15 protein-coding genes and 1 pseudogene are annotated in these 15583 nt (G+C 70.3%); 7 read left to right on the forward strand and 9 right to left on the reverse strand.

Annotated elements, in window-relative coordinates; genetic code table 11:
• Nucleotides 1-119 precede the first annotated feature (119 nt).
• Together OG410_RS38875 and OG410_RS38880 are read left to right on the forward strand one after the other, a co-directional pair.
• Entirely contained in the window at nt 120-917 is a 798-nt protein-coding gene (locus tag OG410_RS38875; RefSeq protein ID WP_329303462.1) for a hypothetical protein, read from the forward strand.
• A gap of 170 nt (nt 918-1087) precedes the next feature.
• Nucleotides 1088-1813 carry a spermidine synthase gene (locus OG410_RS38880; protein WP_328673629.1) on the forward strand — a complete coding sequence of 242 codons (726 nt, stop codon included), beginning with the start codon at nt 1088-1090 and terminating at the stop codon, nt 1811-1813.
• Nucleotides 1814-1853: 40 nt separating this feature from the next.
• Here OG410_RS38880 and OG410_RS38885 read toward each other — a convergent pair whose 3' ends face one another.
• The 5 genes from OG410_RS38885 to OG410_RS38905 are packed head-to-tail and all read right to left on the reverse strand — an operon-like array spanning nt 1854 to nt 7144.
• Entirely contained in the window at nt 1854-2750 is an 897-nt protein-coding gene (locus OG410_RS38885; protein ID WP_329303463.1) for an STM4011 family radical SAM protein, read from the reverse strand.
• Nucleotides 2751-2757: 7 nt separating this feature from the next.
• Complete coding sequence (locus OG410_RS38890) at nt 2758-4113, reverse strand: STM4012 family radical SAM protein (RefSeq protein ID WP_329303464.1); 1356 nt, start codon at nt 4111-4113, stop codon at nt 2758-2760.
• Complete coding sequence (locus tag OG410_RS38895; protein WP_329303465.1) at nt 4110-4916, reverse strand: STM4013/SEN3800 family hydrolase; 807 nt, start codon at nt 4914-4916, stop codon at nt 4110-4112. The genes OG410_RS38890 and OG410_RS38895 overlap by 4 nt, the downstream gene beginning before the upstream one ends.
• Before the next feature lie 58 nt (nt 4917-4974).
• Entirely contained in the window at nt 4975-6138 is a 1164-nt protein-coding gene (locus tag OG410_RS38900) for an STM4014 family protein (RefSeq protein WP_329303467.1), read from the reverse strand.
• Between the two features lie 37 nt (nt 6139-6175).
• Entirely contained in the window at nt 6176-7144 is a 969-nt protein-coding gene (locus OG410_RS38905; protein ID WP_329303468.1) for an STM4015 family protein, read from the reverse strand.
• A 323-nt stretch (nt 7145-7467) separates the two neighbouring features.
• Between OG410_RS38905 and OG410_RS38910 the strand changes: the two genes are divergently transcribed.
• Together OG410_RS38910 and OG410_RS38915 are read left to right on the forward strand one after the other, a co-directional pair.
• Entirely contained in the window at nt 7468-7794 is a 327-nt protein-coding gene (locus tag OG410_RS38910; protein ID WP_329303469.1) for a hypothetical protein, read from the forward strand.
• A gap of 133 nt (nt 7795-7927) precedes the next feature.
• Complete coding sequence (locus OG410_RS38915) at nt 7928-8956, forward strand: DUF6745 domain-containing protein (protein WP_443063854.1); 1029 nt, start codon at nt 7928-7930, stop codon at nt 8954-8956.
• 35 nt (nt 8957-8991) lie between these two features.
• On the opposite strand, the gene OG410_RS38920 is transcribed toward OG410_RS38915, so the two are convergent.
• Nucleotides 8992-9792: a class I SAM-dependent methyltransferase gene (locus tag OG410_RS38920; protein ID WP_329303471.1), complete on the reverse strand. Its 801-nt coding sequence runs from the start codon at nt 9790-9792 to the stop codon at nt 8992-8994.
• A gap of 352 nt (nt 9793-10144) precedes the next feature.
• Between OG410_RS38920 and OG410_RS38925 the strand changes: the two genes are divergently transcribed.
• Both OG410_RS38925 and OG410_RS38930 read left to right on the forward strand, forming a co-directional pair.
• Nucleotides 10145-11443, forward strand: coding sequence for a phosphatase PAP2 family protein (locus tag OG410_RS38925; RefSeq protein ID WP_443063855.1), 1299 nt, complete (start codon nt 10145-10147; stop codon nt 11441-11443).
• A gap of 158 nt (nt 11444-11601) precedes the next feature.
• A complete protein-coding gene (locus OG410_RS38930; protein ID WP_329303472.1) occupies nt 11602-12426 on the forward strand; it encodes an SDR family oxidoreductase in 825 nt (274 codons plus the stop codon).
• A gap of 76 nt (nt 12427-12502) precedes the next feature.
• Here the strand turns inward: OG410_RS38930 and OG410_RS38935 are convergent, their stop codons facing one another.
• Complete coding sequence (locus OG410_RS38935; RefSeq protein WP_328673644.1) at nt 12503-12853, reverse strand: PRC-barrel domain containing protein; 351 nt, start codon at nt 12851-12853, stop codon at nt 12503-12505.
• A gap of 171 nt (nt 12854-13024) precedes the next feature.
• Here OG410_RS38935 and OG410_RS38940 point away from each other — a divergent pair, with 171 nt between their 5' ends.
• Nucleotides 13025-14050 carry a hypothetical protein gene (locus OG410_RS38940; RefSeq protein ID WP_329303473.1) on the forward strand — a complete coding sequence of 342 codons (1026 nt, stop codon included), beginning with the start codon at nt 13025-13027 and terminating at the stop codon, nt 14048-14050.
• 63 nt (nt 14051-14113) lie between these two features.
• Here the strand turns inward: OG410_RS38940 and OG410_RS38945 are convergent, their stop codons facing one another.
• Both OG410_RS38945 and OG410_RS38950 read right to left on the reverse strand, forming a co-directional pair.
• The gene (locus OG410_RS38945; protein WP_329303474.1) at nt 14114-14869 is read right to left on the reverse strand and encodes a tetratricopeptide repeat protein; all 756 of its coding nucleotides are present in this window, start codon (nt 14867-14869) and stop codon (nt 14114-14116) included.
• Between the two features lie 329 nt (nt 14870-15198).
• A pseudogene (locus OG410_RS38950) lies at nt 15199-15438 on the reverse strand (hypothetical protein); the annotation flags it as partial.
• Nucleotides 15439-15583 lie beyond the last annotated feature (145 nt).

A 15583-nucleotide genomic window follows, 5' to 3' on the forward strand; every position in this document is an offset into this window, starting at 1 on the left:
AGGAGCGGAAGCCCCGCCTCCCTCGTCGCCAGGCTGCCGGTGAGCACGCGCTCTCGCACACCAGCAGCCCCTTTGCCTCACCCCGGGCGATGTCAGACCCCCGTGGCACACTCCGGTGCATGTCTCTCGCCGATCTCACACTTGACCACTGGCGCTCGTTCGACCTGCGGACAGCGCGGGAAGTCGCCCAAGAAGCAGCCAACCTGGTGGGTGGTCGTGTGACCGCGGTCGAGACTGCCGAACACCTCGGAGCCCCGTTCCATCATGTCCGGATCGAGCGGAACGCTCAGGACTTCGCTCTGATACCGGGCGGCACGGTCGAGGTCGGATTCGACCTCGACTCGTGGCAGCCGACGGCCGAGCAGACCGCCGACTACGCGCGGAGCCTTGAAGCCGGCTTCGGGTTCGGCAGCGATCTGCGGGCCTACCTCGCGCAGACTCTCAGCCTCCGGAGAAGCGTCACACTGGCCACCGTGCTCATGGCCGTGGAGGACGAGAAGCTGACCGGGCTTCCGGCCGACACACCGGCGGAACTCGCTGCTCGTGGCCTGCGTATGCCCACGTCCGACGAGTGGGAACACGCCTGTGGCGCCGGCGCCGGCACGCTGTTCCGATGGGGCGACGAGTGCCCGCTGGACCGCATTCCGTACGGGGACCGCACAGGGCCGCACCATGAGCCGAACGCCTTCGGCCTGCGCATCGCCTATGACACGTACTGCACGGAACTGACGAGCGACGTCACCGCTGTCCACGGCGGTGACGGCGGTGAGTCGGTGTGCGGCGGCTACGGCACCCTGCTGGCATGGCTGCCCCTGGCCACCGCCAACCGCAACCCCACCATGGTCGAATTCGTCTACGGCCCCGAGGGCGAGGACCTTTGCGAGGACTTCTCCGTCCGCCCTGTGCTGACCCTCTGAGGGGCCCCGCAGGTCCCGGACCTGGACGTGTACGACGGAGCGGACAGACTCGTTCCGGTGTGGTGCGGCTGTTTGACCCCCTGTCGGAAGCGCTCCGTGTGAAGATCCTCCCAAGCATCGGACCCGAGCCGGACGGTGTGGCGGGACGAGACCGGGGAGAGCAACAGCGGATGAGCGCACGCTTCGAGGAGATCGACTGGCGGCCGACGCCCATGGGCGAGATCAGCCTGCGCCGCCGGAGGGATCCGCTGTCGGGCGACGACGTGTACGAGGTGAAGCTCGGCGACGAGTACCTGATGTCCAGCCTCTTCACCACGGGGGAGGTCGAGCTGACCCGGATCGGTCTGGCGGAACTGCCCGAGGCCCCGCTCGACGTCGTGGTGGGCGGACTCGGCCTCGGGTACACGGCCAGGACGGCTCTGGACGATCCGCGCGTACGCTCGCTCATCGTCGTCGACACCCTGGCGGAAGTGATCGACTGGCACCGGCGCGGGCTCGTACCCCTGGGCGCGGGCCTGGCGTCCGACCCCCGGTGCCGGCTGGTGCGTGGAGACTTCTTCGCCATGACCACCGGCGAGCCGCGAGGCCTTGACCCCGACACCCCCGGCCGTCGTTTCCACGCGATCCTCCTGGACGTCGACCACTCGCCGCGCCATGTGCTGCACCCCGACCATGCCGTGCTCTACACCCGGACCGGTCTGACCGCGCTGGCCGAACTGCTCCAGCCCGGCGGCGTGTTCGCACTGTGGTCGAACGACCCGCCGGACCAGGAGTTCGGCTCGGTGCTCGCGGAGGTCTTCACGGACACCGCGGCACACGTCGTGGACTTCGACAATCCGCTTCAAGGCGGGACCGCCGCCAACACCGTCTACGTCGCCCGAAGGCGCGACGGCTGACACCACCCGGACCGGACGACCGCCACCGCGAGCCCGGGTCTCAGAGCGAGCCGGTCGCGGGGAGGACCGGGAGCAGCACCCGGTCCCGGTCCGGCAGCGCCCGCGGCACGCGTTCCAGGACGCCGCCCGCGAAGACGTCGTACAACGGCAGAGTCTCCAGGTGCACGTAGCCGATGTGGCAGTCGCACACGGTCAGGGGGCAGGGGCGCGGGGCGAGCGCCGCACGGAAGGAGCCGTCGTACAACCGACCCAGTTCGGTCCGGACGAAGTGGCAGCGGCTCACCTTCCCGTCGCCGTCCACCGAGATGACCGACTCGCCGGTGCGGCAGGGCAGGCCGGCCGACCGGTGCGGGTGGCGGCTGAAGGGGAAGAGCGGGTCGAGCGCGGTCCACTCGGCCGCCTGTGTGTCCGTATAGGTGTGTCCTTCGGCGGCGTTCACCCACAGGTACACGTGCTCCGGGAGTTCCGCGCGCAGTCTGCGCGCGGGTTCCGCGTGCTCGGGCAGCCCGACGACGCCGACACTGAAACGGACGCCCAGCTCACCGAGCCGCCGGGTCTTGGCGACGAACCGCTCGTGCGGCGTCTGCCCCGGGTGGTAGGTGCACCACAACGCCACCGTCTCCCGGTCCGCCGCCTCCAGCCAGTCGGTGCGGCAACTGAGGTTCGTCTGGATGGCCACACGCCTGATGTGAGGCTGGTGCGACAGTTCCACGAGGGCGCGGCGGTACCAGGAGCGGACCAGCCCCTCGCCCCACGGGGTGAACAGCACCGACAGCCGGTCCTCGCGCTGCTCGCCCGCCCACGCGGTGAACCGTTCCAGCGCCGCGCGGTCGGCCCGCAGTTGTGCGGGGGTGTCGCGGCGCTTCGCGAACGGACAGTACGGACAGTCGTAGTCGCAGGAGGCGAGCGGGCCGCGGTACAGGATCGTCAGGTCCACCGGAGCCTCACTTCGTCTCGTAGGCGGCCATGGCGTCCCGAACGGCCGGGGAGAAGAACTCGGGGCCTATCGCGTCCGAGTGGGCGAGTCCTTCCGCCGAGAGACGCAGCCGGTCCTCGTCCCGGTCCGCGAGCCATTCCCGTGCGGCGAGTGTGCCGATCTCGGACCGGAAATCGTCGTACGGATCCGATCCGAAGCGCAGCCGGTACTCCGCCACGGGCAGGCCCTCGGCCTGGAGGAGGGACTGGAGCAGATGCCGGCGCCGTGCCTCGTCCTCGTCGACACGGCGGCCGTGCAGCGCGTGCGAGAAGTCCTCGGTGGCGGTGTAGTCGTCGATGATGCCGCGGATCTCCCGCATCGACACCGCGTAGTCGAAGGAGTAATGCAGCGTGGAGGTGTACGAACGGGCACCGCAGCCGAGGCCGATCATGCCGTCGGTCTGGCAGGCGTAGTCGTCCGGTCCCTGCGGTGGGGCGTCCGCGCGCCGGAACATGCGCATCGACACCTGTTCGTAGCCGTGTGCCAGCAGGTGGTCGCGGCCCTCCCGGTACCGGCGCAGCCGCTGTTCGTCCCACTCCAGGCCGGCCGTCCGCGCGTCGGTGTGCCGGCCGAGGCCGGTGAGGGGACGGATGTAGAGGGGGTACAGGTAGATCTCCTCGGGCCGCCAGGCCAGGGCCGCGTCCAGCGAGTGGCGCCAGCTGGCCGCGGTCTGCCCGTCGATGCCGTAGATCAGGTCGATGTTGAGGACCGGGACGGCCGCCTCGCGGATCCGTCCGAGCGCCGCCTCCACCTCGGAGCGCCGCTGCGGCCGTACGGCGGCACGGGACTCCTCCTCGACGAAGCTCTGCACCCCGAGGCTGAGACGCGTGGTGCCCCGCTCCACCAGCACGGCCAGCCGGTCGGCCGTGGCCGTGGACGGCGAGGCCTCCACGGACAGCGGGATCGCGCGGAGATCGGCGCCCATCTCCTGCTCCGCGATGTCACACAGCCGCTCCAGCTCGGCGGCCTCCAGGAACGTCGGCGTGCCGCCCCCGAACGCGGCGTTGGCGAAACGGGGCGTCTCCTCGTCGCCGAGTGCCTCGCGCATCGCGGCGGCCTGGCGCCGCACCGCGTCCAGATAGCGTCCCGTCAGGTCACCGGGAGCGCCGATCCGGGTGAACAGGTTGCAGAAGCCGCAGCGGATCTCGCAGAACGGGATGTGCAGATACAGCGACAGCGACCGCCGGGACTCGCCCGTCCACAGGTCCTTCAGCGCGGGGCGCGGGGCGAGGGGCCGGTAGGCGGTCTTGTGGGGATAGGCGTAGGTGTAGCTCTGGTACGGGCGCGGCAGGCCGGTCGGGGCGGCCACTGGGGCGAGTGTCATACGGTCGGCTCCAGGAAGAAGTGGCTGTAGGGCACGGTCCACACGCAGTCGTGACCGAGACGGTGGCCGGTGTAGCCGTCGTCTCCGTAGGCGGTGCCGTGATCGGAGCAGACGATGGCGAAGCAGCGGCGGCGTGAGCTCATCGCGCCGAAGAGCCGTCCGACATGAGCGTCGATGTACTCGAGGGCCGCTGCGTGGGTGACCCGGCTGTCCCCGGTCTCACGGGTGGCACCGGGCAGGTGGAACCAGTTCGGCTGGTGCAGCGCCGACGCGTTCAGGAACAGGAACAGCCGCTGCTCTGCGGGAAGTTCGGCCACGACCTTCTCCGCCCGCGCGACCTGGGCCTCGAACGAGGTGGGCGAGGCCACTCCGAACTCCGGCTCCCAGTGGCTCTCCTGGAAGAGTCCGGGCAGTACGCCGCCCAGTGCGCCCTGCTTGTTGAAAAAGCCGACGCCCCCGATGCACACCGTGCGATAGCCGTGCGCGGCGAGGCCGGACACCAGGTCCGGGGTGTCGAAGACGAACGTGCGGTCCGCCGTCGTCTCGCTGCCCGTGAATCGCGCCGCGAACAGCCGCGGGTGCGGTCCCGGTGCCGCCGGGGTGGGCAGGAAGCCCGCGAACATGGCCTGGTGGGAGGCGTAGGTGAAGTTCCCGGGCGCGTGCCGCCGCTCCCAGGTGCCGCCGGGCAGATGCGCGGTCAGGTTCGGCAGACGGCCGGCCGCCGCGAGTTCGACGGCCACGTCGTGGCGCAGGGTGTCGAGGGTGAGCAGGAGCAGGTCGTCCCGGCCCACCACTTCGTTCATGTCCGGCGTCCCGGCCGGATCCGGGGCGGAAGGCGGCGTGGCCGGTGTGCGGTCGGGATCAGGCTGATGCATGTGCTGTCCTGGCAGGTGTGTCGAGTGGGGGCGTCGGTCGTACGGGGAAGTGTTCGGGGGAGAGGGAGCGGATTGCCGCGACCTGCGCGGCGTACGTGTCGAGGCCTTCCGCGCCGCTGCCCGGCAGGCCGGTCAGCCGGGGGAGCAGGTCGCCGAAGGCATTGACCTCCCCGACGGCGAACCGGCGCCAGCCGACGGCGGGCAGCAGATCGACGCCCACGCACAGGGTGCCGGGGAAGCAGGCGGCGGCCCGTTCGCTGATGGAGAGGGCCTCCGCCCACCGGTCACCGGCCAGCGCGCGGACGGCCGCGAGATCGCCGCGCGCCCCGCCCAGATGCAGATTGGTCAGAGGTGAGCGGCTCGTACGCACCACGGCGTGGGTCGCGCGCCCGGCCACCACCACGACACGCAGGTCGGCCGACCTGCTGCCGAGCGAGGCCTTCGGCAGCCAGCGCTCGATGTGCAGTCCGTCCGGAGCGAGCGTGTCCACGATCGCGGCGATCTGCGCCTCGTCCGTGTAGCGGTGGATCCGCAGGGAGTTGTGCAGGTCGCCGGCCGCTGTGCGTTCGACCGAGGTGGTGGCCCGGATCCGGCCGGAAGCGGTCGTCTCGACGGCCAGCACACCGGACGCGGACGAACCGTGCGCGAGCTTGACGAAGACCCGTCGCAGCCCGCCCTCCGCCATGAGGTCACGGACGTCGCTCCACCCCTCCACGGCACGCGGGGTTCCGGACGTGGGGGACTGCGGTACCGGCACACCCGCCGCGTCGAGACGGGCGTGGCACAGCCTCTTGTCGAAGAGCGCGGCCAGATCCGCCGGGTCGTCGAGCCGCCGGCCCCCGCGCAGCGAACCCACACCGTCCAGGAAACCCGCGTACCAGCGCGCTGAACCCTCCACCCTGGTCGGCTCGTCGATGCCCCGCAACAGCCGGTCCACCCCGGCGTTCTCGCCGGGGGAGTCCAGCCGCACGACCTCGTCGTCCGCGAAGTCGTGCCCGCCGTCCCGCAGAACGTCCCGCCACTCGACCACGCGGGGCGTGCCGCAGCCCGCCTCCTCGGCCGCTGTTCTGAACAGATCCACCCGACGGTTCTCCCCGTTGGCGACGACCGCCCACTTCACCGGCACACCGTTCGGCCGCAACCCGCCCATCCCGCCTCCTCGTTCCTTCTTCCGATGCCGGCCGCAGCTACTCGCCGACCGCGACGAAACGCCAGACCGTACCGTCCTCCTCCTCGTCGGAGTCCGCGTCGTCCCGGTCGGCGTCGACCGCGACACCGGCGGGCTCCAGCGTCTCCAGCAGGCGCGTCCGCACGCCTGCGCTGAGGTAGTTGTGGTGCAGGTCGAGCGCCTTGAGATGGGTCAGCGGCTGGCCCGACAGCAGGGCCGTGGCACCGTCGTCGGTGAGCACGCCCATGGAGATGTCGAGGTGCGTGAGGCGCGCCACGACGGGGGCCGAGGCGAGCGCCGTGCAGATGGCGTCCTGGATCTCGCTGTTGCGCAGAGCGAGACGGGTCAGGCGGGGCAGGCGGCTGCCCGCGAAGAACGGCTCCAGGTCGGCGACATCGGCGTCGCCGCCGTACTCGGAGGTGCCGAGCCACAGGTCGAGTCCCACCAGGGCGGGCAGATCGCTGGCGGCGATGCCGCGCACCGCTTCGACGGGCAGGCCGCCCGTCTCGACGGTCAGTGTGCGCAACTGCTCGTGGCGGACCGCGGGGAAGACCAGGCCGTTGCCCCCGCGGACGCCGAATTCGACCAGGGAGGGGAAGGCTTTCAGAAGGGGCGACACGTCACCCTGGACGATCCAGGAGATCTCGCACTCCTCCATCACGATGTCCGCGAGGAACAGCCCGCGCAGCGCGGGCAGCCGGTCGCGCGCGGCCACCAGCGCCGTGATCACAGCGTCAGGAGCGTTGTCGTACACATCGCTCCACGCGCCGACGATCAGCGCCCGCACCTTTTCCGTGTCCACGGCGGCCAGGAAACGCGCGAAGGCGTCCTCCCACTCCTCCTTGCTCTCGTAGGCCTCCACGGCGATGCGCCAGGCGACGGATTCGGGCGAGGGAAGCGATGTGGCCCGGGGCGACTTGTCGTCGGCGTCCGGGAAGGTGAAGGCCGGCAGGCCGTGGAACTCCTCGAGGTGCCTGTTGATGGTCATGCGCGCCCGCTCCTTCGTGCTCATTGCGGTGGATCGACGGTCGTGGTGGAGAGTCCGGAGCGCGCCGTCCGCACCCAGACAGACGAGTTCTACCAAGCCCCACTGACATCGCGGTGAGCCGGGTCGGCACCTGTGGACGGGACGCGGCGGAACGGTCGGCAGCCGCACGGCCCCGAGCGTTCCGACCGGGGTCCAGCGACCTGCCATCGAGGACATGACGCCTGGTCACCGGAGGTGCGCGCCAGGTCCGGAGGCCGATTGTCAGTGGTCGCCTCTACGGTTTTTCCCATGGCACATCCCGTGCCGTGCCGGGAGGGAGACCCATGTTCCGCCAAGGAGACGTGCTGATCGTGCCGTTGGACGAGACGGCGGTGCCGGACCACGCCAGCGACGCGGCGTCCGAACCCCGCGACGGCCGCGGACGACTCGTGCTGGCCCTCGGCGAAGTCACCGGGCACGCCCACGCAGTGGTCGGTCCGGGGCGGCTGATACGGGACGGCGGGGTGTTCGGCCCGATGCTCCTGCACGTTCCGGACGGGGCGCGGGTCGTGCACGAGGAGCACGCGGCGATCTCCCTCCACAAGGGCTGGTACCGGGTGATCCGCCAGCGTGAGTACGTGCCGGGTTCGGTGCGGATCGTCGCCGACTGACGGGATTGCCCGTGGCCCCGGCCCCCGGGGGTGCGGTGCGCACCGGGGCGTGGACGGGGCGTTCGACGACGGGACCGGGTGGCATCGCGGGTGCCGTGCCGCTCGGGCACGGAGGAAATCGGAGAGGAACGGTGTGATGGAACAAGGCAGTTGGCGTGCCACCGCGACCCGGACGGGGGCGGGCGACCGGGCGGCGGCCGAGGAGGGCGTCCGGCTCGCCTATCGGAAGGCCGGGCTGGACGAGCCCCAGCGCATTGTCTGGGCGCGGTCACCGCACGAGGCCGTACGCATGCTCATGGGTACGGCGCCCGTCGACGGCGCCGTGCTGGGGGACACCGGACCGAGCGTCCGAAATGCCGTCGTCGCGGGGCCCTGGGCTGCGGAACGCGCGCGAACCCACGAACGGCTGGGACCGGAGGGGTGGAGCGGGCGCTGGCGGGCCACGGGCGCGGCGCTGTGGGAGTCGGCCCGCACACTGGCCGACCGGGTGCGTGCGGGCATCGTCGAGGACCTCGGCACCGACCGGCACGAGGAGAGCCGGGTGCGGTTGCTGCTCCTGGACGCGACCCTCGGCCAGCACGACGCGGCATGGCTGTGCACCTTCGACCCCGACGAGACGAGCGCCCTGGCCGGGATCGCGGCGGTGGCGCGCGAGGCCGGCTGGTGGTGGCCGTACGAGAAGGTGGCGGTCATCAGCGAGCGGCCGCTGAGTCTGCACCGCGACGAAGCCGGTCGCCTGGACCGGGGGGACGGCCCGGCGCTGCGTTACGCGGACGGCTTCGAGCTGTGCGCATGGCGCGGGATGCCGGTCCCCCGCACCTTCCTCGACGAACTCACCGCTTTGACGCCCGAGCGGATACGTGATGAGGAGAACGCCGAACTGCGCCGGGTGATGCTGGAGTACTACGGCTACGACCGGTACTTGGACGAGTCGGGGGCCGTTCCCGTGCACCGCGACGAGACGGGTGTGCTGTGGCGGGTCGAGCTGGCCGGGGACGAGGACGTGGTCATGGTCGAGGTGGTGAACTCGACCCCCGAGCCGGACGGTACGAACCGTACGTACTGGCTGCGCGTCCCGCCGACGACGCGGACGGCTCGTGAGGGAGTGGCGTGGACGTTCGGCCTCGCCGCCGAGGCGTACGAGCCGTCCCGGCAGACGTGAGGAGGACCGGCGCCCGCGCGAGGCCCTGGCAGGGCTCAGGGCCGCTGCCCCCAGGCGATCATCAGGCCGGGTCCGAGTTCGGCGAGCCGGGGTGAGGCCAGGTAGGCCACCGCCTCGTCGATGACGGCGGAGTCGACGCGTCCGGTTTCCTCGAGGGCGGGGCGCATCCGGTTCCAGGTCTCGGACCAGAAGCGAGCCAGCGGGCCGTCCGCGACCAGCGGTGGGCAGCGCAGTTCACCGCCGACGTTCTGGAGCCCTTCCTCTCTCAGGAAGTGGGGATAGGCCGGGATGTCGGAGGTGTCGGTGCCGATGGTCGTCCGCAGGGCCTGCCACATGGCGTCCATGGTCCGCCGGTAGGCAGACGAGGCGTCGAGCGGATTCGGCACCTCCACGGCATCGCCGAGTACCAGCCAGCCGCCCGGGTTCAGCCATCGGGCGAGACGGGAGACGAGTTGACGGCGTTCGGGCAGGTGCATGAGCACGAACCGGGCATGGATGAGGTCGAAGCCGCCCAGGTCCAGGTTCTCGTCCCGGAGGTCGGCGGTGACCAATTGCACACGCGGGTCCGCGAGGGTTTCCAGGCCGCCGGTGTCCCGGTCCAGCGCGACCACCTCGGCGGCTCCCGCCCTCTCCAGCAGCCAGCGGACCACGGTCCCGGTTCCGGCTCCCACCTCCAGGCAGCGGCCGCCCGGTACGGAGCCCAGCGCTCGCAGACGGCTTGTGGTGACAGGGTCGTAGACCAGCGCCGCCGCGTCGATGCGCTCGGCCTCCTGCGGGTGTTCCGGCTCGAACAGATCTTCTCCGTAACGGCCGCCGGAGGCCGTGGAGCCGGTCATGACCCGCTCCATGGCCTCGGTCCCGCGATGGGTCTCCTGTCTGTCCGCGCCATGAAAGCCCCTGTGCATCGAAGAGCGATTTACCGACAGAGTGGCAGATTTCGGTCGCCTCGGCAGTTCGTCGGGCACAGGGTCCGCCGACCTTTGCACCTGCTGTGACCCTTGAAACCCGCCTGTATCGCTCATAGCATGATCGAACTCACGACGATTGCCCTGATCGTCCGTCCTTCACTAGAAGAACACGCTGTCTAGCGCGAAGGGTGAGGCAGATGACCAATACCTAAACAAATCGGCCGAACAATTGATATCTATAGCATCCCGAGTAATTTCACGAATAAACAGCATAATTGAATTGGACGAGCGGCGTCGGCCACAGGTGATTCTGTGGGCCGTCGCGGGGGTCGTGACCTTCGGCTTCCTCGTCGTGATGGAGATCGTCGCCCGTCACTACGGCATGCCGGGTCCGATCACCAGCCAGGCCAGGGAGGTGATATTCACTCCCACCTCAGGACCTCTGCTGTACGCAGGCCTGGCATTGATGATGGTCGTCCTCCCCTGGCGACAGCGGTTCGTCTCGCTGGGAATCGCGGCCGGTATCGACGTCGTCTTCTTCCTGGTTCGCTGGGTGGCCGATGTCAAGATGATGTTCGGCAACGGCGCATTGTGGGTGATTCTGGGCTATGCGTTCATCGCCGTCACTCGGCGAACGGGCAAGGAACGCGTCCTGCTCCTGAAGGGCGTCGGACTGGGCCTGCTCCTGGTGGCCGGTCACAAGACGGGCGACACCTGGCTGATGATCACGTCGGAGACCCGTCCGTCCGTGCTCGACGCGTACGTGGCCACGGCCGATCACGCGCTGGGCGACCCGTCCTGGGTCATGGGCCGGTTCGTCGAGGCCACCGGCCCGATCGGTTACCACGCCCTCCATCTGGTCTACGGCCAGCTCCCGCTCGCCGCGGCCGTCTTCGCGCTCTACCAACTGCGCAACGTGGCGCGGGAGCACCGCTTCCCGGCCCATCACCTGGTGCGTACCTTCCTGGCCATAGGCATGGTCGGGCCCATCGTCTACATGATCTTCCCCGTGGTCGGGCCGGTGTTCGCCTACGGCGCCGAAGGCGGGCAGTGGGCGGCGGCCAACCTGTGGCCGCAGACCCCGCTGTCGACCGGTGCCCCGCAGGCGTTTCCGTTCGACGAGATCACCCCGCGCAACTGCATGCCCAGCCTCCACACGGCCTGGGCCACCACGCTCTTCATCCATACCCGAGAGGGCTCGCGGCTCCTGCGCAACGCGGGCACGTTCTGGCTGGTCGGCACGCTCACGGCGACGCTCGGATTCGGGTACCACTACGGCGCGGATCTCGTCGCCGGTGTGGTGTTCGCGCTCACGGTCGAGGCGACCATGCGCGCTTTCGCCCGAGGATGGGACCGGGCGGGAGTCACACTGGTCGCCTACGGCTCCGTGGTGTTCACCGTGCTCGTGGTGTCGTACCGCTATCTGCCGGTGGAGATGGCCAGGTATCCCTGGGTGTTCGGACCGGCCCTCCTCCTGGCGATGGCCTCCGTGATCTACGGATATCTGCGGACCACCAGAATGTGGAATCCCCAGACCGCGCCCGTGCAGCAGCCGGAACCGCAACTCGTACAGGTGTGACCGCTCCGGCCCCCACCGGAGCGGGGGCCGGAGCCGGCGCGGGGCCGCGCCCGGAAGCCGGATTTGCGCTGGAGCGCACTCGAAGGTGTTGGGTGACAGGAGTGGCACCGCGGCGACGTGGTGACCGAGCGGACGACACGTTGCACGAGGAGCACTCCATGACACAGAAGATCTGGTTCATCACCGGCGCCTCCCGCGGCTTCGGGCGGGAGTGGGCGATCGCCGCGCTGGAGCGCGGCGACTCGGTGGCCGCGACGGCGCGCGACCTGTCCACGCTGGGCGATCTTCGGGAGACCTATGGGGAGCGGCTGCTGCCGCTTCAGCTCGATGTGACGGACCGCGACGCCGATTTCGCCGCCGTGCGGCTGGCGCACGAGCGGTTCGGACGGCTCGACGTGGTGGTCAACAACGCCGGCTACGGCCACTTCGGGATGATCGAGGAGATCACCGAATCCGAGGCTCGCGCGCAGTTGGAGACCAACCTCTTCGGGGCGCTGTGGGTCACCCAGGCGGCGCTGCCCTTCCTGCGCGAGCAAGGAAGCGGCCACATTCTGCAGGTCTCCTCCATCGGCGGGATCAGCGCCTTCCCGCTGGTCGGCATCTACCACGCCTCGAAATGGGCTCTTGAGGGAATGAGCCAGGCGCTGGCGCAGGAGGTGGCGGCGTTCGGCATCAAGGTCACACTCATCGAGCCCGGCGGGTTCGCCACGGACTGGGCCGGTTCCTCGTCGAGCACGTCCGAGCAGCTCCCCGCGTACGCCGAGTTCCACGAGGAGGTGCAGGAACAGCGGCGCAAGCGCGTCGGCACTCCGGGCGACCCGCGCGCGTCCGCCGCGGCCGTGCTGGAGATCGTGGACGCGGAGGAGCCGCCGCTGCGCTGCTTCTTCGGTTCGGCGCCGCTGGGCATCGCGAAGGCGGACTACGAGCGGCGCCTCGCGTCCTGGGAGAAGTGGCAGCCGGTGGCGGAGCTGGCTCAGGGCTGAGCCCGGAGCTGGCTCAGGGCTGAGCGTCGGCGGCCCGCGGGAGACCCGGCCCCTGACCCGCCGGCGCGACGGTGGGTCAGGCGCGGTGGCTCTGATAGTAGCCGCCGACCAGTTCGTGGTAGTCGACATCGCCGACGTGCTTGACCCGGTCGAACTCGGGGGATTCCCTGATCTGCTCCTGAGTGAGCGAGACGTAGATCTTCCGCTCGTCCCGGTCGACCCGCCTCACCGTGCCCGCGGGCAGGAGGACATGCCTTCCGAAGATCCACACGCCGATGTCGACCACGAGATACGCGGAGTCGACGTCGTCCGCGTGCTTGTCGACCTTGCCGATGGCGCCGTCGACGGCCTCGACCTTGAACCCGACCAGATCCGTGCCCGTGACGTGCCCGGCGGCCGGGTGGTAGCCCCAGATGCTGTCAGTCATGAACGGCTCCCTCATCGAGAATCCGCGCCCCTCCGCAGCGGAACCAGGGAGTCCCGCAGGCGTCATCCACGTTAGACGAAGCCCGCGCGCGATGGCGGATGCTGCCTCCCGGCTGCCTCCCGTCTGCCTCCCGCACGTCCCGCGCCGCCCGGGCCCGGTACGGTTCGCGCCGTGGACAGGAACGAGTGGGAGCCGGGGCACCGGATCGCCTACGGCTGTGGGGCGTGGGAACGCGCCCGTCACCAGGCGCGCCTGCTGGTCGCCTGGTACGACGAGCGCGATGGCGGCCTGGGACCACGGATGTCCCCGCGGCTCTCCACGGACCCCGGTGCGCGGGTGAAGTGGCCGTGGGGGAGCGCCAGGCACGACACGCTCGGTCTGCTGCTCTGGCGAGCGGCCTACGACTCGGGGATCCTGGTCGACCAGGTCCTCCTGGCCGACGCCCTGCGCTACTGCGCCCAGGGAGCCGAGCCCTTGGACACCGGTCCCGTGCCCGAGGCTGCCCGCACCGCCGGGATCGGAGCCGGCAGCGCGGCATCGGTGGCCGGAATCAGACACGTACTCCAGGCGCACGTCGAGGCCGACCTTCCACGGCCGCGCCCTGCCGGGGTGCGACTGACGCTCGGCTACCGCGTCCGGGAGTCGCGGGCGACGCCGGACTGGGATCTCGGCGACTGGCCGACGGCTCTCACGCAGGCCCGCCAGGCCATGGGGCGGGCCGACGATCTGCGGGAGCGGGGGACGTGGAAGCCCACCGACCACGAACGGTCCACCGGCGCACGCATCGGCCATGGCCTGGAACAGCCGGCCCGCTCGCCCGCCGCTTCCGGGCACCCGGTACCGAGTTGGCTGGAGCGGGCATCACGCCTGACCGCCGCGGCCGACATGCTGACCGCCGCGGCCGACACGCTGCTCGGCGCGGCCGACACGCTGCTCGGCGCCGGGCGGGACGACGCGAGCCCACTGGTGACGGTCCTCGGCACCACGGCCGACGCGTGCGCCAGGCTGAAGGCCGACACCGAGGAGATCGGGCGGCTCTGGGCGGCCGAGGCGTCGCGTGAGCCCTCGGACCGCGCTGCCTGGGAAGTGGCCTGGGAACTGTCCCACGTACCGGGCGCGCTGCTGGAACAGACCGAGGAAACGGAACACCTGGTGCGGGCGCTGGCCGTCTTTCTGTGGGTCCTGGCCGTTCGCTGACCGAGGAGCGCGGCGCGCTGCCCAGGGGCAGTGGACCGCCCAGGGTCGGCAGCCCGTCCAGGGTCAGTAGAAGTCGCCTCGGCGCTGCGCGGGGTTGACGGTGTCACGTCGCTGCTGCAACCGGCGGGCTGCCCTGAACGCCGATATCTCCCGCAGGTGAGCCTGGCTCTGAAGCGCCATCATCGATCCCAGGGCGTGGCGCTCGGTCATCGGGTTGTCCACACAGGACTGGTACATCACGGCGGCTCGCTCGTTGTCCTGGTAGAGCGTGCGATAGATCTCCGCGGCGCGGTACTGGGCGTAGGGGTGGTTGCGGGCGGCGGCCGTGAGGAACTGCTCCAGGGCGTGTTCCGCCGGGGTCCGGGTGATCGGAATCAGCCGCTCCAGGTACAGGTCGCCCAGTACGAGCATCGCTTCGGGCTCGCCCAGTTCGGCCGAGGTGCGATACCAGCGGGCCGCCTCGTCCAGCGACTCCACGATGCCCGCTTGAGGGCAGCCGTGGTGATAGAGCGAGGCGAGGTAGAAGGCCGCTCGCGGTGAACCGCTGCTGTGCCGCAGCCGGGGCACCGCGCTCGCGTACCGCCCCTGCGTGTAGTCGATGTGCCCCAGCAACTCGATCGCGGCGCTGTGACCGGTGGACGCCGCGGTTTCCAGGAAGTAGACCTCCGCACCGGGGTGCTGCCCGCTGTTCCAGCAGTGCAGGCCGATCCGGTAGTACTCCTCGGCACTGGTCGGCTCGTGTCCGTCCACGGTGAAGTTGGTCCCGTGCCACTGCACCATGTCGCTGCCCTTCGCGTCGTGGCCTGCCCCGGCGGACACGTGCGGCTCTTCGCTCCGCGGCCTCGCGAGGAGGCCGGGACCGACGACGGGGGCAACCCGGTTGGCCAGTCGTTCCAGTCGTTCCAGCCGTTCCCGTACGTTGTCCCGGTGCGTCGGGGCCTCAACAGATGGTACGGCTCGTCAACCGGCACACAATCGTAGGCCTGATTGTCCGAGGATCCGCCCGTTGTACGGAGCGGATCGCCAATATGGCCCGTTTTCGGTGGCAGTGGCAGTGGCAGTGGCAGTGGCAGTGGCCAAGTCGGGGTCGGAGCGTTGACAACCGGGTGTGCATGGCCCGGAGGTCGCCCTCGAAGAAACCTGTCGTTCTACTCGTTCGGGTCCCAGGCCTTGAGCAGGTCCAAGACGCGCCTTTCGCCGTCGACCTTCACGGAGTCCACCGGAACACGGCCGTACAGGACGAGGACCAGCTCACCGGCCGTGCCTCGGGCGGAGACGCGGACCAGATCCGGGGGTCTCGTCGGCAGGCTCGGTGGACGGTTCACCGGCACGGGAAGGTGTGTGAGCCGTACGCCGTCGGCGGAGAGCGACAGGCGCCAGGAGCGTCCCTCGGTGGCGTGGGGACGACGCGGTGTGCGGGCCGTATCGAGTGTGCCTGGGGCGGGACTTGGAGCAAGTCCGAGGTCTCGGTCCGGGACGGAGCTGAGCCGAACCGTCGGACACTGGTGAGCCTCACCCGGGCCGAGGTGCGCC

The sequence above is a fragment of the Streptomyces sp. NBC_00659 genome, from assembly GCF_036226925.1.
In the GTDB taxonomy this organism is placed as follows: Bacteria; Actinomycetota; Actinomycetes; order Streptomycetales; family Streptomycetaceae; genus Streptomyces.

Coding starts and splice junctions, on each gene's coding strand:
- OG410_RS38875 (WP_329303462.1), top strand. CDS start 120: ATGTCTCTCGCCGATCTCACACTTGACCACTGGCGCTCGTTCGACCTG.
- OG410_RS38880 (WP_328673629.1), top strand. CDS start 1,088: ATGAGCGCACGCTTCGAGGAGATCGACTGGCGGCCGACGCCCATGGGC.
- OG410_RS38890 (WP_329303464.1), bottom strand. CDS start 4,113: ATGACACTCGCCCCAGTGGCCGCCCCGACCGGCCTGCCGCGCCCGTAC.
- OG410_RS38895 (WP_329303465.1), bottom strand. CDS start 4,916: ATGAACGAAGTGGTGGGCCGGGACGACCTGCTCCTGCTCACCCTCGAC.
- OG410_RS38900 (WP_329303467.1), bottom strand. CDS start 6,138: ATGGGCGGGTTGCGGCCGAACGGTGTGCCGGTGAAGTGGGCGGTCGTC.
- OG410_RS38905 (WP_329303468.1), bottom strand. CDS start 7,144: ATGACCATCAACAGGCACCTCGAGGAGTTCCACGGCCTGCCGGCCTTC.
- OG410_RS38910 (WP_329303469.1), top strand. CDS start 7,468: ATGTTCCGCCAAGGAGACGTGCTGATCGTGCCGTTGGACGAGACGGCG.
- OG410_RS38920 (WP_329303471.1), bottom strand. CDS start 9,792: ATGACCGGCTCCACGGCCTCCGGCGGCCGTTACGGAGAAGATCTGTTC.
- OG410_RS38930 (WP_329303472.1), top strand. CDS start 11,602: ATGACACAGAAGATCTGGTTCATCACCGGCGCCTCCCGCGGCTTCGGG.
- OG410_RS38935 (WP_328673644.1), bottom strand. CDS start 12,853: ATGACTGACAGCATCTGGGGCTACCACCCGGCCGCCGGGCACGTCACG.